The sequence below is a fragment of the Micromonospora sp. SD19 genome (genome assembly GCF_054462275.1).
Map to the genome: position 1 here is coordinate 184,433 of NZ_JBTLMN010000009.1, position 24,035 is coordinate 208,467.

At 71.2% G+C, this 24,035-nt stretch carries 28 protein-coding genes; 13 read left to right on the forward strand and 15 right to left on the reverse strand.

The features are described 5' to 3' along the window. Window positions 1–93 precede the first annotated feature (93 nt). Window positions 94–537, reverse strand: a complete 444-nt coding sequence (locus tag ACX27O_RS25940) for a MerR family transcriptional regulator (protein WP_210858083.1) — start codon at window positions 535–537, stop codon at window positions 94–96. Between the two features lie 56 nt (window positions 538–593). Here ACX27O_RS25940 and ACX27O_RS25945 point away from each other — a divergent pair, with 56 nt between their 5' ends. Both ACX27O_RS25945 and ACX27O_RS25950 read left to right on the forward strand, forming a co-directional pair. Beyond that, window positions 594–1,499, forward strand: coding sequence for an SDR family NAD(P)-dependent oxidoreductase (locus tag ACX27O_RS25945; RefSeq protein WP_458940228.1), 906 nt, complete (start codon window positions 594–596; stop codon window positions 1,497–1,499). Between the two features lie 365 nt (window positions 1,500–1,864). Continuing rightward, on the forward strand, window positions 1,865–2,671 hold the full coding sequence (locus ACX27O_RS25950; RefSeq protein ID WP_210865674.1) for a DUF4352 domain-containing protein: 807 nt from the start codon (window positions 1,865–1,867) through the stop codon (window positions 2,669–2,671). 209 nt (window positions 2,672–2,880) lie between these two features. Here ACX27O_RS25950 and ACX27O_RS25955 read toward each other — a convergent pair whose 3' ends face one another. From ACX27O_RS25955 to ACX27O_RS25965, 3 genes are all read right to left on the reverse strand, one after another. Continuing rightward, window positions 2,881–3,744, reverse strand: coding sequence for a TIGR03620 family F420-dependent LLM class oxidoreductase (locus ACX27O_RS25955; protein WP_458940229.1), 864 nt, complete (start codon window positions 3,742–3,744; stop codon window positions 2,881–2,883). Between the two features lie 143 nt (window positions 3,745–3,887). Beyond that, a complete protein-coding gene (locus ACX27O_RS25960) occupies window positions 3,888–4,535 on the reverse strand; it encodes a response regulator transcription factor (protein ID WP_210865672.1) in 648 nt (215 codons plus the stop codon). Then, window positions 4,532–5,638, reverse strand: coding sequence for a sensor histidine kinase (locus ACX27O_RS25965; protein ID WP_458940230.1), 1,107 nt, complete (start codon window positions 5,636–5,638; stop codon window positions 4,532–4,534). The genes ACX27O_RS25960 and ACX27O_RS25965 overlap by 4 nt, the downstream gene beginning before the upstream one ends. Window positions 5,639–5,776: 138 nt before the next feature. Here ACX27O_RS25965 and ACX27O_RS25970 point away from each other — a divergent pair, with 138 nt between their 5' ends. Together ACX27O_RS25970 and ACX27O_RS25975 are read left to right on the forward strand one after the other, a co-directional pair. Then, window positions 5,777–6,370: a CDP-alcohol phosphatidyltransferase family protein gene (locus tag ACX27O_RS25970; protein WP_030333773.1), complete on the forward strand. Its 594-nt coding sequence runs from the start codon at window positions 5,777–5,779 to the stop codon at window positions 6,368–6,370. After that, window positions 6,367–6,837, forward strand: coding sequence for a hypothetical protein (locus ACX27O_RS25975; protein ID WP_210861660.1), 471 nt, complete (start codon window positions 6,367–6,369; stop codon window positions 6,835–6,837). Before ACX27O_RS25970 ends, ACX27O_RS25975 begins: the two co-directional genes overlap by 4 nt. A gap of 13 nt (window positions 6,838–6,850) precedes the next feature. Here ACX27O_RS25975 and ACX27O_RS25980 read toward each other — a convergent pair whose 3' ends face one another. Beyond that, window positions 6,851–7,513, reverse strand: a complete 663-nt coding sequence (locus ACX27O_RS25980) for a response regulator (protein ID WP_210865668.1) — start codon at window positions 7,511–7,513, stop codon at window positions 6,851–6,853. Continuing rightward, window positions 7,501–8,601, reverse strand: coding sequence for a sensor histidine kinase (locus ACX27O_RS25985; protein WP_210863521.1), 1,101 nt, complete (start codon window positions 8,599–8,601; stop codon window positions 7,501–7,503). The genes ACX27O_RS25980 and ACX27O_RS25985 overlap by 13 nt, the downstream gene beginning before the upstream one ends. Window positions 8,602–8,792: 191 nt before the next feature. On the opposite strand from ACX27O_RS25985, the gene ACX27O_RS25990 reads away from it, so the two are divergent. Next, window positions 8,793–9,194 (forward strand): DUF6069 family protein, encoded by a 402-nt coding sequence (locus ACX27O_RS25990; RefSeq protein WP_458940231.1) that lies wholly within the window; start codon window positions 8,793–8,795, stop codon window positions 9,192–9,194. Then, window positions 9,191–9,646 carry a hypothetical protein gene (locus tag ACX27O_RS25995; RefSeq protein ID WP_030333783.1) on the forward strand — a complete coding sequence of 152 codons (456 nt, stop codon included), beginning with the start codon at window positions 9,191–9,193 and terminating at the stop codon, window positions 9,644–9,646. Before ACX27O_RS25990 ends, ACX27O_RS25995 begins: the two co-directional genes overlap by 4 nt. Here the strand turns inward: ACX27O_RS25995 and ACX27O_RS26000 are convergent. Together ACX27O_RS26000 and ACX27O_RS26005 are read right to left on the reverse strand one after the other, a co-directional pair. Next, window positions 9,627–10,862, reverse strand: coding sequence for an MFS transporter (locus tag ACX27O_RS26000; protein WP_357633122.1), 1,236 nt, complete (start codon window positions 10,860–10,862; stop codon window positions 9,627–9,629). The two genes, ACX27O_RS25995 and ACX27O_RS26000, sit on opposite strands and share 20 nt — an antisense overlap. 127 nt (window positions 10,863–10,989) lie before the next feature. Then, window positions 10,990–11,859 carry a fructosamine kinase family protein gene (locus ACX27O_RS26005; RefSeq protein ID WP_210859164.1) on the reverse strand — a complete coding sequence of 290 codons (870 nt, stop codon included), beginning with the start codon at window positions 11,857–11,859 and terminating at the stop codon, window positions 10,990–10,992. A gap of 87 nt (window positions 11,860–11,946) precedes the next feature. On the opposite strand from ACX27O_RS26005, the gene ACX27O_RS26010 reads away from it, so the two are divergent. Further along, window positions 11,947–13,014, forward strand: coding sequence for a serine hydrolase domain-containing protein (locus ACX27O_RS26010; RefSeq protein ID WP_458940232.1), 1,068 nt, complete (start codon window positions 11,947–11,949; stop codon window positions 13,012–13,014). On the opposite strand, the gene ACX27O_RS26015 is transcribed toward ACX27O_RS26010, so the two are convergent. The 4 genes from ACX27O_RS26015 to ACX27O_RS26030 all read right to left on the reverse strand — a co-directional run bounded on the left by ACX27O_RS26015 (window position 13,001) and on the right by ACX27O_RS26030 (window position 16,561). After that, the gene (locus ACX27O_RS26015; RefSeq protein ID WP_210859161.1) at window positions 13,001–13,432 is read right to left on the reverse strand and encodes a hypothetical protein; all 432 of its coding nucleotides are present in this window, start codon (window positions 13,430–13,432) and stop codon (window positions 13,001–13,003) included. The two genes, ACX27O_RS26010 and ACX27O_RS26015, sit on opposite strands and share 14 nt — an antisense overlap. After that, complete coding sequence (locus tag ACX27O_RS26020; RefSeq protein WP_210859159.1) at window positions 13,429–14,019, reverse strand: DinB family protein; 591 nt, start codon at window positions 14,017–14,019, stop codon at window positions 13,429–13,431. The genes ACX27O_RS26015 and ACX27O_RS26020 overlap by 4 nt, the downstream gene beginning before the upstream one ends. A gap of 83 nt (window positions 14,020–14,102) precedes the next feature. Beyond that, window positions 14,103–15,323 (reverse strand): cellulose binding domain-containing protein, encoded by a 1,221-nt coding sequence (locus tag ACX27O_RS26025; RefSeq protein ID WP_358131091.1) that lies wholly within the window; start codon window positions 15,321–15,323, stop codon window positions 14,103–14,105. 278 nt (window positions 15,324–15,601) lie between these two features. After that, complete coding sequence (locus ACX27O_RS26030) at window positions 15,602–16,561, reverse strand: PaaX family transcriptional regulator (protein WP_358131094.1); 960 nt, start codon at window positions 16,559–16,561, stop codon at window positions 15,602–15,604. Window positions 16,562–16,658: 97 nt separating this feature from the next. On the opposite strand from ACX27O_RS26030, the gene ACX27O_RS26035 reads away from it, so the two are divergent. Then, window positions 16,659–17,156, forward strand: coding sequence for a YcxB family protein (locus tag ACX27O_RS26035; RefSeq protein WP_030333798.1), 498 nt, complete (start codon window positions 16,659–16,661; stop codon window positions 17,154–17,156). 158 nt (window positions 17,157–17,314) lie between these two features. Next, window positions 17,315–17,689: a cupin domain-containing protein gene (locus ACX27O_RS26040; protein ID WP_030333800.1), complete on the forward strand. Its 375-nt coding sequence runs from the start codon at window positions 17,315–17,317 to the stop codon at window positions 17,687–17,689. A gap of 45 nt (window positions 17,690–17,734) precedes the next feature. Here ACX27O_RS26040 and ACX27O_RS26045 read toward each other — a convergent pair whose 3' ends face one another. Beyond that, window positions 17,735–19,189, reverse strand: a complete 1,455-nt coding sequence (locus ACX27O_RS26045; protein ID WP_210862230.1) for an alkaline phosphatase PhoX — start codon at window positions 19,187–19,189, stop codon at window positions 17,735–17,737. Window positions 19,190–19,381: 192 nt separating this feature from the next. Between ACX27O_RS26045 and ACX27O_RS26050 the strand changes: the two genes are divergently transcribed. The 3 genes from ACX27O_RS26050 to ACX27O_RS26060 are packed head-to-tail and all read left to right on the forward strand — an operon-like array spanning window position 19,382 to window position 21,763. Continuing rightward, complete coding sequence (locus ACX27O_RS26050; RefSeq protein WP_030333804.1) at window positions 19,382–20,179, forward strand: ABC transporter ATP-binding protein; 798 nt, start codon at window positions 19,382–19,384, stop codon at window positions 20,177–20,179. Further along, a complete protein-coding gene (locus tag ACX27O_RS26055) occupies window positions 20,176–20,937 on the forward strand; it encodes an ABC transporter permease (RefSeq protein WP_210865658.1) in 762 nt (253 codons plus the stop codon). Before ACX27O_RS26050 ends, ACX27O_RS26055 begins: the two co-directional genes overlap by 4 nt. Before the next feature lie 46 nt (window positions 20,938–20,983). Next, window positions 20,984–21,763, forward strand: a complete 780-nt coding sequence (locus ACX27O_RS26060; protein WP_358131097.1) for a MerR family transcriptional regulator — start codon at window positions 20,984–20,986, stop codon at window positions 21,761–21,763. 19 nt (window positions 21,764–21,782) lie between these two features. Here ACX27O_RS26060 and ACX27O_RS26065 read toward each other — a convergent pair whose 3' ends face one another. Further along, window positions 21,783–22,736, reverse strand: coding sequence for a hypothetical protein (locus ACX27O_RS26065; RefSeq protein WP_210861671.1), 954 nt, complete (start codon window positions 22,734–22,736; stop codon window positions 21,783–21,785). Continuing rightward, the gene (locus tag ACX27O_RS26070) at window positions 22,733–23,341 is read right to left on the reverse strand and encodes a VanZ family protein (protein WP_210861672.1); all 609 of its coding nucleotides are present in this window, start codon (window positions 23,339–23,341) and stop codon (window positions 22,733–22,735) included. The genes ACX27O_RS26065 and ACX27O_RS26070 overlap by 4 nt, the downstream gene beginning before the upstream one ends. 95 nt (window positions 23,342–23,436) lie before the next feature. Between ACX27O_RS26070 and ACX27O_RS26075 the strand changes: the two genes are divergently transcribed. Next, a complete protein-coding gene (locus ACX27O_RS26075; RefSeq protein WP_210861673.1) occupies window positions 23,437–24,030 on the forward strand; it encodes an alpha/beta fold hydrolase in 594 nt (197 codons plus the stop codon). Window positions 24,031–24,035 lie beyond the last annotated feature (5 nt).

The window sequence follows — 24,035 nt, forward strand, 5'->3', positions numbered from 1 at the left end:
CGTACTCACGGGTCCGGCACTGAGGTCCTACCCACCAACCAGGCGTCGCAACCCGTCGCCCGAGCAGCCACGACACCCGGCACGCGGGGTTCGTCAGCCCGTCTGGTGCGAGGGCCCCGCCGTGGTGGGCCGGGGTTGCTGTTGCCACGGATCACCGCGGGCGCCGGCGGCGAGGTGTCGCTCGTAGCTGTCCACCTTGCCGTCGACGAGGTCGAGGCAGTCGCGCAGTCGCGTGAGCTGCTCGGTGATGTGGCGCCGGTGTTCACGGAGCAGTTCGAGCCGTTCGGCCTCGTTGCCGCTGCCCTCGCGAACGAGCTGGGCCAGGCGGCCGATGGTCGTGAGCGGCATCCCGGAGGCCCGGAACTTGACGCAGTTCGCCAGCCACTCGACGTCCCAGGCGCTGTAGACGCGCCTGCCGGACCTGTCACGCTGCACCTCGCTGGCCAACAGACCCGCACGCTCGTAGAGGCGCAGGGTGTGCACACTCAACCCGGTGCGCTGTGCCACCTGCCCGATGCTCAGCCCGCCATCCGCCATGGCACCGACCGTAGCCCGTTGACCTAGACCCCGGTCTAGCATCTAGCGTCCGCCTCATGACCCACACCACATTCGGCCCGCACAGTACGACCGACGACGTCCTCGCCGGAATCGACCTCACCGGCACTACCGCAGTCGTCACGGGCGGCTACTCCGGCCTCGGTCTCGCCACCACCCGCGCCCTCACCCGGGCCGGGGCCCGGGTCATCGTCCCCGCTCTTCGGCCGGACGCGGCGCGCCAGGCACTCGCCGACACCGCCGGGGTCGAGGTCGACCGCCTCGATCTGGCCGATCTCGCCTCCGTCCGCGCGTTCGCCGAACGGTTCCTCCGCAACCATCCCGCCCTCGACATCCTGGTCGCGAGCGCCGGCATCATGGCCTGTCCGGAGACACGCGTCGGCCCCGGCTGGGAAGCGCACTTCGCGGTCAACCACCTCGGCCACTATGCGCTGACGAACCTGCTGTGGCCCGCCCTCACCGCCGCCGACACGGCTCGGGTCGTCTCGGTCGCCTCCGGACGGGACCCGGCGTGGCGTATCCGGTGGGACGACGTGCAGTTCGAGCGCCGCTACGACAAGTGGGAGGCGTACACCCAGTCGAAGCTCGCGAACATCCTGTTCGCCCGCCACCTCGACCTGCTCGGCAGGGCACACCGCGTCCGCGCCTTCTCCGTCAACCCTGGCTGGATCCGCACGCCCCTGCAACGGCACCTCGCGGCCGAGGAGATGGTCGCAGCCGGCTGGATCGACGCGGACGGGAACTCCGCGCCGGGCCTGTTCAAGACCGTCGAGCAGGGCGCTGCCACCCAGGTCTGGGCCGCCACGTCACCCCAGCTCGACACGAACGGCGGCGACTCCTGCGTGGACTGCCACCTCACCGACAGCGACCCGACGGACAGTGGCGAGGCAGCTCGACTCTGGGCGTTGTCAGCCGAGCTGACCGGCCTCGATCTCATCGCCTGAGCCGGAGTCGTGCGGCGAGGGCGGGCTCCTTCCCGGAAGGCTTGTCGAATCAGGCTTGTCCTGCAATTCAGTTCATGGAAATCCGCGTCTTGATCTATGTCTGCACCATCCACAATTGAGCGAAGTTGCTGGACATGGGACCGAATTGCGTCTCAAGGCCGATGCCGGGCGCCACATGAATTCACTTCAATTGCTGGATGTCTCAACGTCCGAGAGCCTCATGAACAAAGAAGGTGCCTTCTTTAGCTAATCGGTTGGTGCGACGAGACAGCAGGGGGACGCCATCGGCAGTATCGCCATGGCACCTTGAACGCGCTGCTCCCATCCGGGCGCATCACCAGCACATCGGGGAGACCTAAACACCAATGACCAACCCCTACGAGCCTGCCCAAAACCAGCCATCCTCGGGCGCTCAGCAGCCGGCACCGCCAACCGCTCAATTTGCTCAGGTACCCGCCGGCCAGTATCCGCCGCCGCCCGGGCAGAGTCCGGCGCCCGTGGCGCCGCCGTCCACGCGCAAGCGGTCGTGGCTGATCCCCACCCTCATCGGTGCGGCTGTCGTCGTGGTGCTCTGCTGCGGTGGTGGGCTCGTGATCGGCCTGACCGGCGATGACAAGAAGCCCGACGCGTCGGCCAGCACCGACATCCCCGCAGCTGGCAGCAGTGCCTCCGCACCGGCTGCGGCAGCGCCGAGCACGGTGCAGTCGGCACCCGCGTCGGCGAAGCCCGACCCGGTGACGACAACCGCCGCTCCCGACAAGCCCAAGACCTTCGGCACCGGTGACAAAGTGCGTGGCGGTGACTTCGAGTTCACCGTCAACAGCGTGAAGTGCGGGATTTCCCAGGTTGGCAGCGAGTTCCTGAACAAAAAGGCGCAGGGCACCTTCTGCCGGGCCAGCGTGACCGTCAAAAACGTCACCAAGAGCGCGCACACCTTCCACGCTGATGGCACCATCACCGCCCAGGACGGCTCTGGTCGGAAGTACGAGGTCGACGGCGAGGCAGCCATCTACGGCAACACCGACGGGCAGGGCTTCCTCGACAAAATCAACCCGGGCAACTCGGTGAAGGCAAACGTCTACTTCGACGTACCGAAGGGCACGAAGCTGAAGAGCATCACGTTCGATGCCGGCTTGTTCACTCTCGCCGAGGACGCTGTCGTCACTCTGTGACGGAGACGAACCAGCAAGGCGCCGGGCTCACGGATGTGGGCGTGCCTCGTCGTCATTAGACCAATCGATGGCGGCGAGGACGCTGATGCTCTCCAAGGCTGCGGATCGCCCGTCGTGCCGCCAATGGCGGCACGACGGGCGATCGCTGTCGCGCACCAGGCATCGCCGTACCAGACGGCGGTTCTCCGGTCGCCCTGGTCTCGCGAGGGTCAGATCAGGGCCGCAGCCAGGGTGCGGAACGCGTCGGCGGGGAACGTCGTGTCGTCGCCGCCGTTGAGCACCTGGATCGCCACCTCGTCGGCGCCGGCCTGGTAGTGCTGCTCCAGGCCGGCCGCCACCTTCTCGACCGTCCCCCAGGGGATCAGGGCGTCGACGAGCCGGTCGCTGCCGCCGTCGGCGAAGTCCTCATCGGTCCAGCCGAAGCGCCGCAGGTTGTTGGTGTAGTTCGGTAGCGCGAGGTACCCGCTCGTGTACTGCCGGGCGGTGGCGCGTGCGGTGGTGGCGTCCGCGTCGAGGACCACCGCGACCTCCGGGGCGAGCAGCCGGTCTGGCCCGATCGCCGCCCGGGCCTCGGCGGTGTGCTCGGCCGGGACGAAGTACGGGTGGGCCCCGGCGGAACGGTCGCGGGAGAGTTTCAGCATCCGCGGGCCCAGGGCGGCCAGGATGCGTCGCTCGGGCGAGAGCCCGGCCGCGTCGAGGCCGTCCAGGTAGTCCACCATCCTTGAGTACGGCTTGCGGTAGTCGGTGCCGCCGCTCTCCACCACCACTGCGTGGCTGGCGCCGAGACCGAGCAGGAACCGGCCCGGATGCGCCCGCTCTGCGTCCTGGGCGAACGCCGCCACCTCGGGGGGCGACGAGTGCCAGATGCTCACGATTCCCGACGCGACCCCGATGCGCGTGGTCCCGTCCAGGATCTCCCGGAAGCGCGGGGCGACGTCCTCGCCGAAACCACCGGAGAACCAGATTCGTGAGTAGCCGAGATCCTCCAGCTCCGTCGCGGCGTCGATCACCGCGCCCCGACTCTCGCTGGCGAGGAAGAACGGTTGCCATACGCTGACGAGTCGTTGTGCCATACCTGAACCCTACGGCCTGCGGCAGCGTCGCGGCGTGGGTTCAACCCGGCCGATGACCATCCGCCTCGGTCTGCTGTGGACAGTCATGGCGTCGGCCCGCTTCATCGCTCTCGTGGCCGGGGTGCCTGTCCGGCCTGGATCACTCACGGTGCCAGGCCGGCCTGGATCGCCAGGATGGCCGCTCGTACCCGGTCGCGGCTGCCGGTCTTGGCCAGCACGTTCGTCACGTGGGACTTGACGGTGCTCATCGACAGGTAGAGGCGTTCGGCGATCTCGTTGTTGTTGAGCCCGGCGCCGATCAGGGCCAGCACGTCGACCTCCCGGGCGGTCAACTGGTAGGTCGACAGGTCCACCCGGGTGGCCGGGCCGGTCGCCCGGACCCGGTCGAGGACGGCACCGGTGACCTCGGCGGAGAGGACCGCCTCGCCGGCCGCGACGGTGCGTACCGCGGCGATCAGGTCGCGGGCGCTGGACCGTTTCAGCAGGAACCCGCGCGCCCCGGAGGCGATGGCGTCCAGCACGTAGGCGTCGTCGTCGAAGGTGGTGACGACGATGACGGCCGGTGCGTGCGGGATCGTGGCCAGCTCACGGGTGGCCTGCAGACCGTCGAGCACCGGCATGCGGATGTCGACGAGGGCGACGTCGATGCGGGAGTCGCGGCGTACCGCGTCGAGGAACTGCCGGCCGTCGGCCGCCTCGGCCGCGACCTGGATGTCGGGTTGGGATCGCAGGATCAGGCTGAAGCCGTCCCGGACCAACTCCTGGTCGTCGGCGATCGCGACGCGGATCACCGGTTCGCCACCGGCAGGTTGGCCTGCACGACGGTGCCGCCGCCGGGGCGTTGGCCCAGCTCCCAGCTGCCACCGTACGCGGAGACGCGTTCCCCGATGCCGAGCAGACCCGACCCGCTCGTGGGCGTGCGGGGCGGTCCGACGCCGTCGTCGCTGACCCGCAGGCGGGCATGGTCGCCGACCCGGACCAGTTCGACCCAGGCCGCCGTGGCTTTCGCGTGCCGGGCGATGTTGGTGAGGGCCTCCTGGGCGATGCGGTAGACGGTCAACACCCCGATCTCGTCCAGACCCGGATCGGGGTCCAGTTGGACCCGCACCGTCACGCCCTGCTGGCGCAACGGCTGCGCGAGCAACTCGTCGATGTCGGACAGGCGCGGCGGCGCGCTCACCGCGATCGACGCGTTCGGGTCGCGCAGGTGCACGACGAGAGTGTCGAGTTCGCTCAGCGCGGTACGGCCGCTGCCCGCTATCGCCCGCAACGCCGCCCCCGGGTCGTCGCTGAGTTGGCCCGCCTCGGCCTGCACCACCATCGCGGTGACGTGGTGGCCGACCACGTCATGCAGCTCGCGGGCCAGGTTGGTGCGCTGTTCGAGCCAGGCGGCCTGGCCGCGCAGGTCGGCTGTCTCCCGGGTGAGGGCGTAGCCGCGTGACCACGAGCGCAACAGGATCGCCAGGAGGTAGCCGGCCGTCACGAAGAAGAACGGCTGCTCGTACAGCCCCCGCTCGTTGAGCAGTGCGATGCCGAGTGCGCCGGCCGCACCGGTCAGACCACCCACCCAGCCCAGCCACGGGTGTCGGGCCGGGTCCTCGCAGGTGGAGACGAACACCAGGCCGGCGGCTGCGAGGCCGAGCTGCACCGATTCCCCGGTGCTGACGATCGCCACGAACCCCGCGCAGACCGCGAAGATCAGGGTTCGGTGGCGCGGGTGCAGCGCGGTGGCCCCGAGGCCGACCGGCAGCACCAGCCACGCCCAGCCGGCCGGAACGGACACGCCCCCCTCGACGGTGGTGACGACGGCGACGATGATCACGCCAACCACGCCGTACGCGAGTCGGCGCGCCCGCGCGGGGTCACGCAACAGTTCGCGGATTCCAGTGCTCACCCGCACAGTCTCCGCGACCAGCCGGAACGCCGACCAGTACCCAGGTACCGGATCGGCCGGCACCCCGGTACCGCCCGCGCGCCCAGATCGGCACCGCGGCACGTTCCGCGCGAACGCTCACCGGACGAACCTGCGGGGGTGACTCTCGTTGACTCCCGTGCCGCCCTCACCGTCGGCCCTTTCCGTACGGTTCCCAACTACATCACCGCCGTTCGTACGGTCGCCGCTGTCGCCGTCGGTGTCGTCGCCCTCGTCTCCGGTTCGGTGGCATTGATGGCGGTATCGTATGGTATCTACTGGGTCGGCGACGTGCTCGACGGCTGGGCCGCCCGCCGACTCGGCCAGGAAACGCGAGCCGGGGCCGTCTTCGACATCGTGAGCGACCGCGCCTGCACCGCCGTGCTCTGCGGGGGCCTGGTCGCCCTCGTGCCTGAGGTCGCGGTCGTCGCGGTGGTCTTTCTGCTCTCGTTCCTGGTGCTGGACACCATGCTGTCGCTGGCGTTCCTGTGCTGGCCGGTGCTCAGCCCCAACTACTTCCACCTCGTCGACCGGCGGGTGTGGGCGTGGAACTGGTCGCCGCTGGCCAAGGTCGCCAACACCGCCGGGGTGATCGGCGCCATCGCGTTCGGGCAGTACCGGCTCGCGCTGGCCGTCGCCGTCGCCGTCGTCGCGGTGAAGCTGTGGTCGGTCGCAGCGGTGCTCCGGCTGCTCCACCGGGACGGCCGGGCGTGAACAGCCTCGCCGAGGCCGCGGTGGCGCTCGGCTACGGTCTCGCCTCGGCGCTCGTCCCGGTCGTCAACGCCGAGGCGTACGCGGTGGTCGCCGGGCACCGTGGCGGGCAGGCTCTCCTCGCCGTGCTCGCCCTGGCGCTCGGGCAGACCGTCGGCAAGCTGCTGCTGTTCGAATCGGCGCGACGCGGATCGGGGCGGCTGGCCCGGACGCTCGCGCGGCGCGACGAGTCAGGTCGCGCGGCGGCCCGGACGGCACGGTGGACCGCGCCGATCCGGCGCTGGCTCTCCCGCCGCCGCACCGCGCTGCCGACCGTGCTCGTCTCCGCCACGGTGGGGGTTCCACCGCTGGCAGTCGTCAGCCTCGCCGCCGGCACCGCGGGCCTTCGACGCTGGGAGTTCGCCGTCGTGTGCCTGTCCGGTCGGATGCTCCGGTTCGCGGTCCTCGTCCTGCCGGCGGCGCTGGCCTGACCGCCGGTTCACCTCAGAGGAGCCGGCCGTCGTGGGCGAGCAGGGCGATCTGGGTACGGTTGTCGAGATCCAGCTTGGTCAGGATGTGCGAGACGTGGGCCTTCACCGTCGTCACGCTCATCAGCAGCTCGCCGGCGATCTCGGCGTTGGAACGCCCGTGGGCGATGGCCAGCACGACGTCGCGTTCCCGGGGCGTGAGCACCGCCAACCGCCCTCGCGCCTGCTCGTAGGTCTCGGCTCCCGACGCGACCCGCTGCATGAGCCGGCGCGTCACCCCCGGCGACAGCATCGGGTTGCCGGCCGCCACCGCGCGGACCGCCTGGCTGATCTGCTCGGGTGGAGTGTCCTTGAGCAGGAAGCCGCTCGCGCCCGCTCGCAGGGCCCGCACCACGTGCTCGTCGGTGTCGAAGGTGGTGAGCACGATGATCTCGGGCGGCCGGTGGCGGCGGCGCAGGCGCTCGGTGGCGGTGATGCCGTTGACGCCGGGCATCCTGATGTCCATCAGCACCACGTCGGGCAGGTGCCGGTCCACAGCGGTGATCGCCGTGGCACCGTCGGCGGCCTCGCCCACGACGACGATCCCGTCCGCCCCGTCGAGCATCAGCGTGAGCATCCCCCGCACGAGGGGATCGTCGTCGACGATCACGACCCGGATCGGTCCCGTCACGTCGGCCACGGCAGCCACGCGGTGAGGTGGAACCGGCCCGTGGCGTCGACGTGGTGGGTGACCCGACCACCGGTGAGCGCGGCCCGCTCGGCGAGGCCGATCAGACCCGTGCCGGCGCTGCCGGTGGCGCCGCCGTCAGGCGTGGTCGGGTTGCTCACCGCGATGCGCAGGCCCGTGCCGGGCGCGCCGCCGAGCACCAGCCGGACCGGCTGCCCGGCGGCGTGCTTGCGGGCGTTGGTCAGCGCCTCCTGCGCGATCCGGTACGCGGTGCGGCCCACCGCGGCGGGAATCTCGACCGGCGGACCGAGCGGGTCGTCGACCTCGATCCGTTGCCCGGCGGCCCGCGCCTCGTGGAGCAGGCTCGGCAGGTCGGCGAGGGTCTGCCCGGGTGGCGCGTCAGTCGGCGACTCGGCGTCGTCGCTGCGCAGCAGGGTGATGACCTCGCGCAGCTCGTCGAGGGCGTGATGGGCGCTGGCCCGGATCACCCCGGCGGCGGCGCTGAGCCGCTCGGGCGGCGCGTCCGGCCGGTACTCCATCGCGCCGGCCGCCGCCGCCAGCAGTGACAGCCGGTGGGCCAGCACGTCGTGCATCTCCCGTGCGATCCGGCCGCGTTCCGCCGCCCGCGCCTCGTCGACCCGCCGTTCCTGCTCCCGCTCGGCCCGCCGGGCCCGGTCCCGCAGCTCCGCCAACAGGGCGTTGCGGGCCTGCGCCCAGGTGCCCCAGCCGAACAGGGCCGCGTACGCGATCGTCATCAGCACCAGCCGCCACCCGTACGGCAGGCTCGGCACCGGCCGCCAGAACGCCTGCACCGCCTCACCCGCCACGCTGACCGCCGCCACCGCCGCCGCCTGGCGAAACGGCCGGTTGCGGGCGAGGAACAGCACCGCGAAGCTGGCCACCGGCGTGACCACCGGGGACAGCGCGACGAGCACACCGGCCAGCACACCACCGGTGCGCGGGCGGCGGATGACCACCGGAACGAGGATCAGGGCGGTCACCGCCAGCGCGACGTCGACGCCGATCATTCCGGCGGAGCTGGACCGGGTGGCGGACCACAGCATGGTCGCGACGAGGACGCCGACCGCCGCTGTCGTCACGCCCACCCGAGCGAATCGCCACGCCCCGGGCGGTTCGACCTCGCACGCCGCCGCATCCACATCGCGCACGCTACTGCGCTGGTGGCGGGCCGGACCACCTCCTTTGGTAGTACGCCGAGCCGCCGGCGGACGTACCCGTCGCGGCGTCCGGACCGACGCGTCCCGCCCGGCCCGGTCCGCAGACTCAGGCCATGACGAAGAACCTTCCCCTGGTACGGGCCATCGTGGCGGCCGGCGCGATCGTGGTGGCGGTGGCCGAGTTCGCGTTGCTGCACTCGGCTGCCGGCGTCGACCTGTCGGTCAGGTCCGGCAGCTCGACCCGACAGGTCACTGTGGGCGCTGTCATCGTCGCCGCGGCGGTCGCGGCGCTGGCGGGCTGGGCGCTGCTCGCGGTGCTGGAACGTCGTACCGACCGCTCCCGTGTCTGGTGGACCTCGACAGCGGTGACGGTCCTGCTGCTGTCGCTCGTGGTCGGGCCACCCAGCGGCGTCAGCGGGGCAGCGAAGGCGACCCTCGCGCTGCTGCACCTGAGCGTCGGCCTCGTCCTCATCCTCGGCCTGCCCCGGCCCCGACCGGCAGGGGCGGACCGGTGACCGCCCTGACCGTCCGCAAGCAGGACGGGGCGTTCGTCCTCGACTCCGGGTCACGCGCCTCGCTGCGTACCGGCTGGACCTGGCGGTGCGGTGAGATCCGCACCGGCACCGGCCGCTGGACGGTCGAACCGACCGGCCGCCGACGGACCGGATTCACCGCCCGGGGCGAGTACGGCGTGCCGGTGCGGCTCGACCCGGGCCGGTCGCACGTGCCGGGGCCGGGCGGGGTGGCGCGCTGGCTGCCCGGTCACTGCGGTGGTGAGCTGGTCCGCGACGGGCACCGCCTGGCGGTGCGGCTTCCCGGCCGACGGGGTGGGCCGATCCGCGTCGACGTCACCGGCGAGTGGGCCGAGCTGGAGTTGGTGGTGCTCACCGCCTGTTTCGCGCTGATGAGCCAGCGGCGGCGGCGCACCCTGATCATGATGGCGGTGGTCAGCGGGGCCGGTGGCTGACCGTTCGACGGCGGAGCGTGCGACGCGACGCGGTGGGGTCGGTCGGCCCTGGTCCGACGGCGCGACCGCGACGCGTGTCCACGGCGAGCAGGGTGAGCGCGGCCAGCGCCAGCAGCCCGCCGACGAGCGCCAGCGGGCGGGCCCCCGAGGTGGGCAGCAGGGCACCGCCGAGCAGTGACCCGCCGGCGATGCCGGTGTTGAAGGCGATGCTGACCCCGGCCGACGCGATGTCGGTGCTGCCCGGGGCCAGGTGCAACATCCGGTTCTGCACGGCGGAGCCGAACGCCGCGTACGCGAGGCCGATCCCGGCGAGGAACGCGACCACACCCGGCTTGAGCGCGCCGAGCGCGTACAGCCCCAGCAGCGACACCATGCCGATGCTCAGCGGCGTCAGCAGCGAGGCGATCGGTCGGCTGTCCAGAGTCCGCGCCGCGACCAGGGTGCCGACGACCCCGGCCGCGCCGGAGACGAACAGCAGCGGTGCCAGCACCGCGTCGGCGAAGCCGCTGACGTCGAGCAGGAACGGTGTCACGTAGGTCTGCAGGGTCATGAAGCCGCCGATGCCGAGGGCAGTGGCGATCAACAACACCACGAAGCGACGCCCGTCCGGCGCGGAGCCCCGGGCGGCGCCACCAGCGGCCGGGGGATAGGACGGGAGGAGGACCACCACCGCGGCGGCGATCGCCAGACCGACCCCGGCCAGCACCGCGAACGCGGCGCGCCAGCCGGCCTGCTGCCCGAGCCAGGTGCCGAGGGGTACGCCGAGCACCGGGGCGAGCGTCGCCCCGGTCGCGAACAGGGCCACCGCCCGGCCGCGTACCGCGACCGGAAACGGTCCGATCACCGTCGCCGTGGCGACGGACCAGAACAGCGCCTGGGCGAGGGCGGTGACCAGACGGGCACCCGCCAGCACGGTGTACGTCGAGGCGAGCGCCGCGGCGGCGTTGGCGGCGGCGAACAGCAGCATCGTGACGCCGAGCAGCTGCCGCCGGGGGATCCGCTGGGTCAGCCGGGTCAGCGGCACGGACGCCAGCACCACCACCACGGCGTACCCGCTGACCAGCAGTCCCACCTGTGAGCGGGACCGGCCGAGATCGGGTGCGATGTGGGTGAGCAGACCGACCGGCAGCAGTTCGGTCGTGATGAACGCGAACGCGGCGAGGGAGAGCGTGACGAGCACCGCCCTGGCCCTTCGCGGCGACACCTCCGGTGCCATGGTCCACCCCCGTTCCAGGGGTCACCGTAGTGGAGTCCCCGACCTCAGCTCCGCTCGCGGGTCTCTCGACGGACGTCGATCCCGTCACGGGCGGGCCGGTTGCCGTTGTCGACGGCCGGGCCTGCGCTCACTGTCGGGTCCGGAACGGGGCAAGGACGGCCCGGATCTGCTCAGCCGCGCCCCAGTCGTCGTCGAACTGGGCCAGCACGGCGAGGTGCTGCCGCAGTTGGATGAGCGGCATACGGGCCTCCCAGTCGCCGTCGAGCGAGGTCAGCTCCGCGTAGAGCGCGAACATCCGTCGTGCCTCGGGTGGGGGAGAGGTGGACCACACGTGCGCGAGGTCCACCTCGGCCCACATGTACGACACGGCCGGGTCGATCAGCGCTGGCTCTCCGTCCACGGTCGCCATGATGTTCTGTGCCCACAGGTCGCCGTGCGTCAGACACGCCGGCCGGTCCGGCAGCAGGTCCGGCAGCCGGTCGCAGAGCCGTTCCAGCGCGGCTCGGTCCGCCGCGTCCAGCGCCGCCTCGACGCGGGGCTGATCGAGCCAGCGAAGCAGCCGGTGCTCGGCGAAGAAGGCGAAGCCGTCGTCGTTCCAGGTGTTGATCTGGCGGCGGCGACCCAGCCAGTTGTCGTGGTGCCAGCCGAAGCGAGGATGGGTGGTGCTCAGGTGCAGGCGGGCGAGCAGGTGCGCGAACCGCTCCCAGAAGACCTCGCTCTGCGGCCTGGCCCGCAGCACCGACAACACCAGCAGGTCCCGATCCGCCAGGATCACCTCGGGGGTCGCCACCCCGCCGAGCTCGCGCAGCGCGGCCAGCCCGTCGGCCTCGGCGGCGAAGACGTCGTCGGCCGGCGGATCGGCGAAACCCTTGACGAACACCGGCGGAGCGTCCCGGCGGGTGGCGATGCCGGCCAGCGCCGCGAGCCCGCCCGTCACCGGCCGCACCGTCACCACCTCACGCATGCCGGCCCGGTGCAGCCGCTCCAGCAGGGTCATCCGGGATGCTCCTCGTGTCCGGCGACGGTCAGCCGATCCTAGGTGGCCGGTCGCGGCTCGTCCTGCCGGTGTTGGACACTGCTGGGCATGGGTCACGTGTCGGTGGACCAGCAGCGGCTGGAGCGGGTCGTCCAGGAGTTCGGTGCGCGGTGGACGAGAGACGCCGCCGACATCGAGACCTACCTGGCGGCGCAGGTCGCGGACACCAGCCACCGCGAGGTCGTCGGCCCGCTGCTCGCCGCCAGTGGGGCCAGCGGCGTGGTCCTGGTCGGCGGTCGTGAGGTCGCGGCCTGGGGCGACCCGGACGTCCCGGAGATGGCTTTCAGCGTCACCAAGTCCGTGGTGTCCGTGGTGGCCGGCCTGGCCTTCGACGACGGGCTGTTGGTGCCGGACCAACCGGTGCACCAGGTCGTCGACGTCGCTGAGTTCCACGGGCCGCACAACGAGCAGATCACCTGGCGTCATCTGCTGCAGCAGTCGAGCCAGTGGAAGGGCGAGCTGTGGGGCAAGCCGACGAGCGTCGACGCGCAGAGCTTCCGCGAGCGGACGGAGGTGCACGGTACGCCTCCGGGGCAGGGGTGGGCGTACAACGACGTGCGGATGAACCTGCTGACGTACGCGCTGACGCTGCTGCTGCGCCGGTCGCTGCCGGAGGTGCTGCGGCAGCGGGTCATGGACCCGCTGGGCGCCTCCGACCGGTGGTCGTGGCACGGGTACCGGACGAGCGTCGTCGACATCGACGGCCGCCCGACCGCTGTGGTCTCCGGCGGCGCGCACTGGGGCGGCGGGCTGATCATCCCCGCCCGGGACCTGGCCCTGATCGGTCAGCTCTTCCTGGACCGGGGGACCCATGCCGGGACCAGACTGCTCAGCGCCGAGTGGGTTGATCAGTCGTGGTCTCCGTGCCCGGTGAAGCGGGAATACGGCTATCTGTGGTGGCTCAACGACGATCAGGCGCCGTGGCCGGGGGCCCCGGCCACCGGCCGCAGCGCCCGGGGCAACGGCGGACGACACCTGCTGTGGGTGGATCCGGCCCGGGAGCTGGTCCTCGTCTCCCACTGGACCGAGGAACCGCTCGAACTGATCCGTGCGGTATCCCGTGCCGTCGGCCGGTCAGGGCCGGTTGTGGACGAACCACACGTCACCGGCCGATAGGGCGACGGCGACCTCCCACCGGCGCAGGTCGAGGTTCGGGGCGCGCATGGTAGTCGATCTCGTTCTGCTCGACCTGCTGGTCCTCGCTGTAGTGGCGGTAGCTCAGCCAGGGTGCGGAGGACGCGGCGGCCTCGGCGAACGCGCGCAGCTCGGATTCCGACGGACCCTGCTCGGGCTCCGGCCGGATCGTGAGCCCGTCGTCGAAGTCGTCGGTGACCAGGACGGGCCGACGTCCGGTGACCGGCACCAGCGCGTCTGCGGCCCGCCAGGCCTCGTACAGACGATCGGGGTCGACGTCGGCGACGAGGATGGTGCCCGCCGGGCCGTGCCCGATCGGCAGGCCGGCCAGTGGGGTGCCCACGAACGCCGCTTCGATCCGGGCGAGGTCGTCTCGCCGGTCGACGGGTATCCCGCTCATGCGAAGCGGTCGGCCAGCTTCGTCAGCTTGCTGACGTAGGCCGGCCAGTCGAAGTCGTCGGGGAGGATGGTGCTGTCCCGCCGAAGGCCGATCGCCGCGTCGTGCTGTTCGCGGATGATGTCGGCGTGCCCGGCGTGACGGGCGAGATCGCAGGTCACGTGGATGATGATCCGGTGCAGCGTCACGTCCTGCGAACCGGGCCGCCACCACGACACGTGCCCCGGCGCGTCGAGCGGTAGCTGGTCGATCGTCTGGTCGGCGAACGCGGCGACCCGGCGATACAGGTCGATCAGCCCGTCCTTCGTCTCGTCCTCCCGGGCGTACCAGTCGGCCTGCGGGTCCTCGTCGAACGCCGCCATCGGGACCAGCTCGTCAGGGGTCGGGAACTCGCGGCCGAAGGTGGGCCCGAAGTAGCCGGCTTCGACATTGAGGCAATGCTTGAGAATGCCCAGCAGGTTGTTTCCGGTCGCCGTGCGGGGCAGCCTGACCTCGCGTTCGCTGAGCCCGTCGAGCTTCCAGATGAGGTCTTCGCGGGTCCCTTGAAGGTAGAGGTGCAGCGCAGCCTTCATGTCGCTCAGATCAGCCATGCCGGCCAGTCTTCCCTACCCGTCTGACCTTCGGGCACCCTCGGCGGGCCGGTGCCGGGGCACCGGCCCGCCGAGCGACGTGGTCAGCTTCCGGTGCAACTCGCGGTGGCTCCGCTGCCGGTGCCGGTGCCCTGGAATCCGAAACTGGTGGCCTGTCCCGCGGCCAGTCGCCCGTTGTAGCTCTGGTTCGCGACGGTGATGGTTCCGCTGGTGCCGCTGCTGACCCCGTTCCACAGCGAGCTGACCGACGCGCCGCCGGGCAGGGTGAGGGTGACCCGCCAGCCGGTCAGCGCGGTGGTTCCCGCGGTGACGCTGACGTTGGCGACGAATCCGCCGTTCCACTGGTCCTGCACGGAGTAGACAGCGGTGCAGCCGGGGGTGCCGGTGGGCGGCGGCGTGGTGGGAGGTGGGGTGGTGGGAGGTGGGGTGGTCGGCGGCGGCGTGGTGGGCGGTGCGCCGTCGTCGAGCGTCAGGTTCTTCTGCTGGACGCTCCACTGGCTGCGGCACAGACCGCAGTCGGCGCCGACGAAGTTGCGACCGGCGGTGGTGTCACCCTTCAGGCGCCACTTGAAGTAGAGGGTCGCGACCCGACCGAACTCGCCGCCGTTGGTCTGGTCGTAGGTGCCGCCGTGCCCGACGTTCAGGTTGCCCATGAAGGCGGGCAGGCCGGCGGGGAGTTTGCCCCAGTCATCCATGGCGTTCGGGTACGCGATGTCGCTGGGCCCGCCGACGAAGTAGGCGATCGGCTTGGTCAGCCTCCGGAGCTGGTAGTCGTCGGCGTCGTTCAGCAGTCCGCTGCTGAAGATGCCGGTCGTGGTGACGCGCGGGTCGTTCGAGACGGCGTACGCCTCCAAGCCTCCGCAGGAGAAGCCGGCGACGGCGACCTTGCTCGTGTCGATCTTGTTGTAGTACTTGCTGCCCTGCCGGGAGTTCTCCGCGACGGCCCAGTCGATGGACTGGGTGAGCATCTGGGAGGTGGTGGAGCCGGACCCGTTCGGAGCACCGTTGGCGATGGCCAGGAAGCCGTGGGAGGCGATCTCGCGGAGGAAGTTGCCCTGGGAGAGGCCGTTGGCCGAGCAGCCGCCGTTGCCCCACACGACGATGGGCAGGCGTTCGGACGGGAGTGTCTGGGGTCGGAAGATGGTGTGATTGGCAAGGGTGGTCGAGGTTTCGTAGTCGGCCGGGTAGGGGCCGGAGCCGCCGACGGCGGCGGACGCCGGTGTCCCGCTCAGCGCCATGATCACGGAGGTGACCGGGACGATGGCGGCCGCCAGGCCCGCGTAGATCTTCGATCGCCTTCTCATTGAACCCTCCAGGAACAGTCACGGTGGCGCTCCCTGGGGTGGTGGTGTCATCCGCACCCCGACGAAGGTGGTCGGCGCTGGCCACGGGTCTGGTCGACAGGGGCGCGTCGCGGCCTGGGCGGTGGCCGTGCCCTCGGCCACCACTGCCCGCTCGTCCGGCGCCGGCGACCGCCCGGCCGCGGTCCCCACAGGCGATCCGATGGGAGCTGTGTGCAGTTACTATCACTCTCGTAACGAAAAGTGTCAATGTCTGGGCTATTCTGACCGGCCGCGACCGGTCAGCCGACAGGTGGTCTGCCGCCGATCGGCGCCGGGCGGGAGGGGTTCCTCGACGCCCGGAAATGGGTGATCCACGACGAGGCCTGCGGCCAGTGCGGCGTCATCACCTCGACCAGACGCGCCTGGGCGAGCGAGCCGAGCATGGTGTGGATGTCCAGGAAGGTCTCCCGGGCCTCGGGACGGGGCCAGGGCTGCGGTAGCAGATGCGCGGGCAGGTCCGGGTCGACGTCGGCGAACTTCCGCCAGGAGTCCATGGCCGAGGTGCGCGCCACCAGCGCCCGGGCCCCGTCCACCTCCCCGTTGCGCGCGGCCGCCCGCAGCTGCGCGTACCGCGCGACGAAGCTCGCGTACGCCGAGGCGAGAGCGGTCAGGTCGTACGCGGCGGCCGGACCGTGTGGCCCGGTCTCCTCGTCGAACCGGGCGTGCAGGACCGACCACCGGGCGCCCTCCACGTGCCGCAGCAACGCACGCAGCGCCTCCCGCACCGGCGCGGCGTCGGACCCCGGCCGGATCCACACGCTGTCGTACAGGCCCACGAAGCCCAGTGCGCTCAACGACCTGCGCAGCGCGTGACGGGACGCCTGGCCGGAACTCGGAAGGGAGAAGGACGCCAACAGCCACTCGCCGGTCCAGGACGCCGGGTGGGAGCCGAAGTTCAGGAAGTGCTGCATCCGGGAGCGGTGCTTGGCGATCGCCTGCGGCGTGAGGTGGTAGACCGGCGGCCGGCGGTTCCCCCGCACGGCGATGAGACCACGCTTGACCAGCCGGGACAGCGCGGCACGGGCACTGGACTCGCTGACCCCGAACTCGCCCAGCATCGCGATGACCGCCGTCGAGGGCAGGTCGGCCTCCGCGGAGTCGAGGTACTCGCCGAGCAGGGTCGTCAGAAGGTGCTGCGGGCTGGACCCGGCCTGGGCCCGGGGGGTTCGGACGTCGTCGGCGGGCTCGTGGAGGTTCACCTCACCAGACTGCCGCACCACGACGCGCACGGGCCTCGTCACGAGCAGGGCGGGGTAAGGCGCTGCCCGGGGCGGACGAGGGCACTATCGTTCTGGCGTGCACATCCGCTTCGACGTCCCCGCCGATCCCGCCTACCCCGGCCGGGTGGCCGCCGCGCTCGGCGCCGTCCGGCTCCGCAGATTCGGCTATATCGGAGCGGTCCTGACGGCGGTCGGGGTCATCGGCCTCGTCATCTCGCGGGGGTTCGGGTGGGGCGAGCGGAGTGCACCGCTGTGGACCGCGCTGGTCGTTGCCGGTGTGCTGTCGATGCTGTACCGGCCGTGGGTGCTGGCCCGCGCCCGACGCCGCTCCGGCCGCTACGCCGTCGCGGGCGCGTACGACATCACCGATGACAACATCATGATGCGCAGCGGCTCCGAGTCCGGTGGCATCGCCTGGGACGGGGTCGACCAGGTGCGCGACGTCGGAGATTTCTGGGTCGTGTACGTCGGCCGGATGCCGGCGACCGTGATCCCGCGCTGGCTGATGGCCGCCGAGGACGCCGAGACGTTGCGCGCCCACCTGACCGAACGAGGGCTGCTGGGACATCGGTGAGCCCGGCTGGCGTGCCGGAAAGCGGCACGCCAGCGTCGCGGAATCGGGCCGCCGTGTCGGCATCCGCGGCCCCTGATCGGCGACGGCTACCTATCCTCGACGGAGATGCACCACATCTGAGTGGTGGCCGTCGGCCCGACGGCTGACAGGAGGCCGTCATGAGCAGCAAGGATCGACCTGCGGGGATCAGCCCCACGGCGGTGGAGTCAGCGCCGGGGCTGTGGCGGATCGACCTGCAACGGCACGACCTCAGCATCCCCGGGCGGGAGGTCATTCAGACCCGGGTGGAGTTCACGCCGGATTCGCCACCGTTCAAGCACTTCCACCCCGGCGAGGAAATCATCTGCGTTCTGCAGGGAACGCTGGAATACCGGCTTGAGGGGCAGCCGCCCGTGGTGTGCAATCCCGGCGACGCGCTGACCGTTCCGTACGGTGTGCACCACCAGGCCCGCAATGTCGGTGACGGTATCGCTGTCGAGCTGGCCACGTACGTCGTCGAGAAGGGGAAACCACTTCTCACCAAGGTGGAGTGAGTCGGGGGCCAGGCGAGTCGCCTGGCCCCCTCCGTGCGGGCTCGGTCAGCCCAGGTACTTCTCCCACGGACCGGTGATGGCCAGGGTGAGGCCCGGGTCCTGCATGTTGACGAAGAGCACCTTGCCGTCGGCGCTGAAGGTCGGCCCGCAGAACTCCGAGTCGTTGAGCTGGTTGCGGGCGATCGGGTACGTCGGGCCGCCCGGGATGGTGCTGAGCACGTGCGAGGCGCCGGAGCCGTCCTCGGCGAGCACGAGGCTGCCCCACGGGGTGACCGTCACGTTGTCCGGGCCGTCGAAGGTGAGGTCGGTGTACCTGACCGCCGTGCCCTCCTCGGACTGGGTCTGGTGCGGGAAGTACGTCACCAACTGGATGGTCTGGTCCTTGAAGTTGTAGAACCACACCATGCCGTCGTGCGGCGCCGCGTCCGCCGGCAGGTCACCCTCGTCCCAGGCGTACGAGTTGACCACGTACACGCCCTCGTCGGTGGCCCACACGCCCTCGAACTTGCGTCCCCGGGTGACCTGGCCGTCGGCGAACTGCTCGCGTACCGACGTGGTGCGTGCGTCGCGGTTCGGCACCTCGATCCAGCGGACCGGGAAGGGGCGGCCCAACTGGGCGGAGGTCAGGTACGCGACGTCCGGCAGCACCGAACCGTCGTCCATGATGATCTGCATGGCGGCGAGGACACCGGCGTTCGGTGCGAGGCGGGTGAGCACGCCCGGGCCCAGCTTGACGCCGTGCGGCGCCGTCCAGCGGTAGAAGAGGCCGTTGGGCCCGTCGGCGTCCTCGGAGAGGTAGATCCGGGTGCGGTCCCTGTCGACGGCCAGAGCCTCGTGGGAGTAGCGGCCCAGGCACTTGATCGGCTTCGGGTCGGCGCTGCCGTCGGCCCACACCTCGAAGACGTAGCCGTGGTCCTTCTGGTAGACGCCGGAGCGGTTGCCCTCTTCCCACTTGTCGCCGGCCCGGTCCTCGGTCTCCTCGCAGGTGAGCCAGGTGCCCCAGGGGGTCGGCCCGCCGGCGCAGTTGGAGATGGTGCCGGAGAGCGCCACGAACTCACCCAGGTTGCGGCCCGCGAGGTCGGTCTTGATCACTGTGCAACCGCCGGCGTCGATGGCGCCCGCGTCGTAGACGGTCCCCTTGACGTGCGGCACACCGAACTCGGCGCCCGGGTCGATCTCGTGGTTCTGGATCAGGGTGTACCGGCCCCGGCCGGCGTCGTAGACGGCCATGCCGTCGTGGTCCGAGGGGGTCACGCCCTGGCCGCGGTCGAGCCGGGTGACGCCGGTCCGGGTGATCACCGTGTAGCTGAAGCCCTTGGGCAGGGCCAGGACTCCCTTGGGGTCGTCCACCAGCGGCGGGAAGGGCACGTTGCCGGGCTTCACCGGCGGGTGCGGCCGGGCCGGGCTGGCCTGGGCCAGGGACGGCAGGCCGCCCGCGACGGCAAGGCCGACGCCGGCGGCGGCGCCGCTGGCGAGGAAGGTACGACGAGAGGAAGGCACGCGGATCAGCTCCTGGTCAGGACAAGTGCGACGGCTCGCAGCCAACTCCTGCGGGCGGACGGCGACACGTCACCAGTGGGAGCGGACGGTGACATCGGGGTGAAGAGTCAGGGTCGCGACGGCGTGCGGGTTGTGGTGTCGGCGGCCTGCGGGCTTGACCTTGACGCTGCGTCAACCCTCCATGCTGACGCCATGAGCATCCCGCCACCAACAGCGCAGGTCGAGCAGCCAGCGATCCACGTGCACGGCCTGGAGAAGTCGTTCAAGCAGCTGAGGGTGCTGCGCGGCGTCGACATCGACGTGGCGCGCGGCAGCATCTTCGCCCTGCTCGGCTCGAACGGGGCCGGCAAGACCACCGTGGTGCGAATCCTGGCCACGCTCCTGAAGGCCGACGGGGGGACCGCCCGGGTTGCCGGCTTCGACGTGGCGACCCAGGCCGCCGACGTACGGCAGGCGATCAGCCTCACCGGGCAGTTCGCGGCGGTCGACGAAATCCTCACCGGCCGGGAGAACCTGGTCCTGGTCGCCCGGTTGCGGCACCTCAGTGAGCCCGGCGTGATCGCTGACGACCTGCTGCGGCGCTTCTCGCTGACCGAGGCGGGCAGCCGCAGGGTGCGGACCTACTCCGGCGGCATGCGTCGCCGGCTGGACATCGCGATGAGCCTGATCGGGAACCCGCCGGTGATCTTCCTCGACGAGCCGACGACCGGGCTGGACCCGGAGGCGCGCATCGAGGTGTGGCAGGCGGTCAGGGAACTCGCCAGTGGCGGCACCACAGTGCTGCTCACCACCCAGTACCTCGACGAGGCGGAGCAGCTCGCCGACCGCATCGCGATCCTGCACGAGGGCCGGATCGTCGTGAACGGCACCCTCGACGAACTCAAGCAGCTCCTGCCACCCGCCCAGGTCGAGTACGTGGAGAAGCAGCCGACCCTGGAGGACGTCTTCCTCACCCTCGTCGGCACGAAGACGGAGAAGGAACAACGATGAACAAGCACTTCCTCGGCGACACGACGGTCCTGCTGGGACGCTCACTGCGCCACATCGCCCGCAGCCCGGACACCATCATCACGACCGCTGTCATGCCGATCGCCTTCCTGCTGCTGTTCGTCTACGTCTTCGGCGGCGCGATCGAGACCGGCTCCGACTCGTACGTGAACTATCTGCTCCCCGGCATCCTGCTCATCACCATCGCGTCGGGCATCTCGTACACCGCCTTCCGGCTGTTCCTGGACATGCAGGGCGGCATCTTCGAACGGTTCCAGTCCATGCCGATCGCCCGATCCTCGGTGCTGTGGGCGCACGTGCTGACCTCGCTGGTCGCCAACCTGATCTCGCTCGCCGTGATCGTCCTCGTGGCTTTGGTGATGGGCTTCCGCACCGGCGCCGGGGTGCTGGACTGGCTCGCCGTCGCCGGCATCCTGCTGCTGTTCACCCTGGCGCTGACCTGGATCGCCGTGATCCCCGGCCTCACCGCGAAGTCGGTGGACGGCGCGAGCGCGTTCTCGTACCCGCTGATCTTCCTGCCGTTCGTCAGCTCGGCCTTCGTGCCCACCGCGTCGATGCCCGGCCCGGTGCGCGCCTTCGCCGAGCACCAGCCGGTGACCGCCATCGTCAACGCGATCCGGGACCTCTTCGCGCAGAAGCCGGTCGGTGCCGGCATCTGGGCCGCCCTGGCCTGGTGCGTCGGGATCCTCGTGGTCGCGTACGTGTTCGCCAACCTGACCTACCGCCGCAAGATCTCCTGATGCGGATTCGGGTGGGGCCGGACGACTCGCAAGGCAGGATCAGTGCATGTTGACGATCAGCCAACTGGCGGCGTACGCCGGCGTCACGGTGCGGGCGGTGCGCCACTACCACCAGATCGGGTTGCTGCCGGAGCCCGAGCGGGACGCCTCGGGCTACCGGCGGTACGGCGCCACGGCGGCGGTGTCCCTCATCCGGATTCGGATCCTCGCCAACGCCGGGGTGCCGCTGTCCCAGATCGGTCAGATGTTGGAGGCCGACGCGCCGACCTTCGCCGCCGCGGTCGCTGACATCGACAGGCAGTTGGGCGACGAGATCGCCCGACTGGAGGCCAGCCGTCAGCAGATCGCGCAACTCGCCGCCGGGGACCGGCTGGCACTCCCGCCGCAGGTGATCGCCTATCTCGACCGGCTCCGGGAGATCGGGGCCTCGGAGCGGGTGGTGGCGGGCGAGCGGGACGGCTGGATCCTGATGTCGGCCCGTTGGCCCGACCGCGTCGGCGACTGGATGCCCGGCAAGATCGCGCAGCTGGATGACCCGCAGGTCGTTCGGCTGTACCAGATCCTGTCCGGGGTCTTCGACAGCGACGCGGGCGACGACGCGCGCCTGGAGGAAGCCGCCGACCTCATCGCCGGCCTGGCCGAGCAGGCGTACGCCTCCGGCGAGATCGACCTCGGCGAGGTGGGGCAGGACGATCTGCCGTTCGACCTGCTGGACGCGCTCGCCGTCGAGGCCGACCCGCGGTTGCAACGCCTGCTGGATTTCGTCCGGGAACGGGGTTGGGCCGGGCTGGCCAGGTTGGAGCGGCTGCCGGCGTCCCCCGACTGACCATCGCCAGCAACCGCGGTCAGCTCTGCTGGTAGTTCACCGCGGCGAACCCGCACGGCTGGTGCAGGTGCAGGTAGTAGGCGCCCTCGCCGACCTCGTCCAGGTCGGCACCCCCGATCAGGCCCAGGTAGTCCATCGGCTCGCCGCAGCCGGGGCAGTCGGGGTGCTCGGCGTCCTGGATCCAGTCGGGCCGACCACCCACCGTCGAGCCACCCTCGTTCCAGGCGCTGGCCTGGTACGGGCTCGCCAGGGCCGGCCCCGGAACCGGGAGCAGCGTCGGCGGGTCCTCCGGCCCGACGTCACCGCCCAGGTAGCTCGGACGGATGTTGTCAGCCCACCAGTCGGTGGTGCCGGCCGGCGTGACCCGGCTGTACAACGTCGTGTAGCAGGCGCAGAAGTGGCAGGTCTCGATGACCAGGCGGCCGGACCAGCCGGTATGTGCCAGCGCGGCGCGGATCGTGGGGTCGGTGGTGTCAAGGTCGGCGGCGACCCAGAGGGGTGACGTGCACCAGGGGCAGGCGGGTCGGTCGGCTGGCGCGGGCCCGTCCCGCATGACCCACCGGTACGCGAGGTCGGCGCACAGGTCCCGGCGGTTGCCGTCCGGCCCGATCGTCCAACCGCCCTCGAGGGCATAGCTCAGCACGCCGACGTGCAGGTCGTCCGCACCGGCTGGCGGCTGCGTCGACCAGCGACGCAGGGCACGCTCGGCGAGCGGGTGCCCGCTGTGGGCCAGGATGAGGAGCAGGTGGTTGAGCTGGTCCGGCGTCCGCCCGCCGTCGATCTGCTCGATGACCCGGCTGACCACGTCGGCGTTCGCCGCCCGGTACAACGTCGCCGGCCACAGCAGATCGAGGTCGAGCAGACTTGCGTGGTACGGCGACAGTCTCAGCGGATCGGCGGCACCGATCCCGGTCAACTCCTCGATCGCGTCGTCGTCCCCGTCCGCCGCTCTGCCGATCAGTTCCTCGATCACCAGCGGATGGTAGCCGGGTGGCGGCCGCGCTTGTGAGGTCGGCGATCCGTTGACGCATCCGGCGCGGCTCGCCACCACCGGCGGGACGCCCACGCCGCCAGTCCGGCGCCGGCGGCGTTGAGCAGGACGTCGTCCACCGACGACACCCGGTCGAGCCGCAGGACGTACTGGGCGGTCTCGACCAGGATGGAGGAGCCGGCTGCGAGGGCCAGGATTCGCGGTACCGACGCCAGCGCCCGGAACCGCAGCGGGGCGAAGAACCCCACCGAAACGAAGACCAGCAGATTGCCGACGACCTGGACCGTCGCCGTCAGCGGGCCCCCGTCGGAAAAGATCGTGAGCAGGTCGCGTAGCGGCACCAGGGCCACCCGGCCGGACACCACACCGGCCTGGTCGCCCGGCAACATGATCATCCAGACCCACGGCACCGTGCCGTAGACGATGCCGACGTCGGCCAGCGACGTCCGCCACGCCGAGGTGATGCCGGCGGCACGTCGGCGGCGCGCCACCGCCCACACCGTCAGCGCGGCCAACGGCAGCAGGAGCACCGTGATGAGGACGACGCCGTTGATCGTGCCGAGCCAACCGTGCCAACCCTTGACCACGCGCCCCCGTCTCTCGCCCGGCCCCGAAACCTACCCGGACCGGGCGGCGCGCGTTCGCCCGTTTGTGACACCCGTGGGTCGGGGACAACAGCGGCATGGGGACGCAGATCCTGGTGATCCAGGGAGCCGGTGCCGGCGTACACGACGAGTGGGACAACCGGCTGGTGGACAGCCTGCGCCGTGAGCTCGGGGACGGGTACGAGGTCCGCTATCCGCGGATGCCCGACGAGGACGACCCGAGCTACGCCACCTGGAGCGCGGCCATCCGGCGGGAGACCGCGGCGCTGGCCGACGGGGCGGTCGTCGTGGGCCACTCGGTGGGCGGGACGATCCTCGTCCACACCCTCGCCGAGCAGCCACCGCAGCGGGTGCTCGGCGCGATCGTGCTGATCGCCGCCCCGTTCGTCGGCACCGGCGGCTGGGCCGCCGACGAGTTCGAGTTGCCGCCCGACCTCGGCGCGAGGCTGCCGCGCGAGGTGCCGGTGCACGTGTTCCACGGCCTCCGGGACGACACGGCGCCACCGTCGCACGCCGACCGGTACGCCGACGTCATCCCGCAGGCGCGTCTGCACCGGCTGCCGGAGCGCGATCACCAGCTCAACGATGACCTGCGCGAGGTGGCTGCGGTGATCCGGCGCGGTCCGGCGACCGCAGCGGACCGTGTTCCGCCGCGGTCGCCGCTCGTCTGAACCCG

Excerpts from the sequence above, each read along its gene's own strand:
- ACX27O_RS25940 (WP_210858083.1), bottom strand. The coding sequence starts at position 537 with ATGGCGGATGGCGGGCTGAGCATCGGGCAGGTGGCACAGCGCACCGGG.
- ACX27O_RS25945 (WP_458940228.1), top strand. The coding sequence starts at position 594 with ATGACCCACACCACATTCGGCCCGCACAGTACGACCGACGACGTCCTC.
- ACX27O_RS25950 (WP_210865674.1), top strand. The coding sequence starts at position 1,865 with ATGACCAACCCCTACGAGCCTGCCCAAAACCAGCCATCCTCGGGCGCT.
- ACX27O_RS25955 (WP_458940229.1), bottom strand. The coding sequence starts at position 3,744 with ATGGCACAACGACTCGTCAGCGTATGGCAACCGTTCTTCCTCGCCAGC.
- ACX27O_RS25990 (WP_458940231.1), top strand. The coding sequence starts at position 8,793 with ATGACGAAGAACCTTCCCCTGGTACGGGCCATCGTGGCGGCCGGCGCG.
- ACX27O_RS26000 (WP_357633122.1), bottom strand. The coding sequence starts at position 10,862 with ATGGCACCGGAGGTGTCGCCGCGAAGGGCCAGGGCGGTGCTCGTCACG.
- ACX27O_RS26005 (WP_210859164.1), bottom strand. The coding sequence starts at position 11,859 with ATGACCCTGCTGGAGCGGCTGCACCGGGCCGGCATGCGTGAGGTGGTG.
- ACX27O_RS26010 (WP_458940232.1), top strand. The coding sequence starts at position 11,947 with ATGGGTCACGTGTCGGTGGACCAGCAGCGGCTGGAGCGGGTCGTCCAG.
- ACX27O_RS26015 (WP_210859161.1), bottom strand. The coding sequence starts at position 13,432 with ATGAGCGGGATACCCGTCGACCGGCGAGACGACCTCGCCCGGATCGAA.
- ACX27O_RS26020 (WP_210859159.1), bottom strand. The coding sequence starts at position 14,019 with ATGGCTGATCTGAGCGACATGAAGGCTGCGCTGCACCTCTACCTTCAA.
- ACX27O_RS26025 (WP_358131091.1), bottom strand. The coding sequence starts at position 15,323 with ATGAGAAGGCGATCGAAGATCTACGCGGGCCTGGCGGCCGCCATCGTC.
- ACX27O_RS26040 (WP_030333800.1), top strand. The coding sequence starts at position 17,315 with ATGAGCAGCAAGGATCGACCTGCGGGGATCAGCCCCACGGCGGTGGAG.
- ACX27O_RS26050 (WP_030333804.1), top strand. The coding sequence starts at position 19,382 with ATGAGCATCCCGCCACCAACAGCGCAGGTCGAGCAGCCAGCGATCCAC.
- ACX27O_RS26055 (WP_210865658.1), top strand. The coding sequence starts at position 20,176 with ATGAACAAGCACTTCCTCGGCGACACGACGGTCCTGCTGGGACGCTCA.
- ACX27O_RS26060 (WP_358131097.1), top strand. The coding sequence starts at position 20,984 with ATGTTGACGATCAGCCAACTGGCGGCGTACGCCGGCGTCACGGTGCGG.
- ACX27O_RS26075 (WP_210861673.1), top strand. The coding sequence starts at position 23,437 with ATGGGGACGCAGATCCTGGTGATCCAGGGAGCCGGTGCCGGCGTACAC.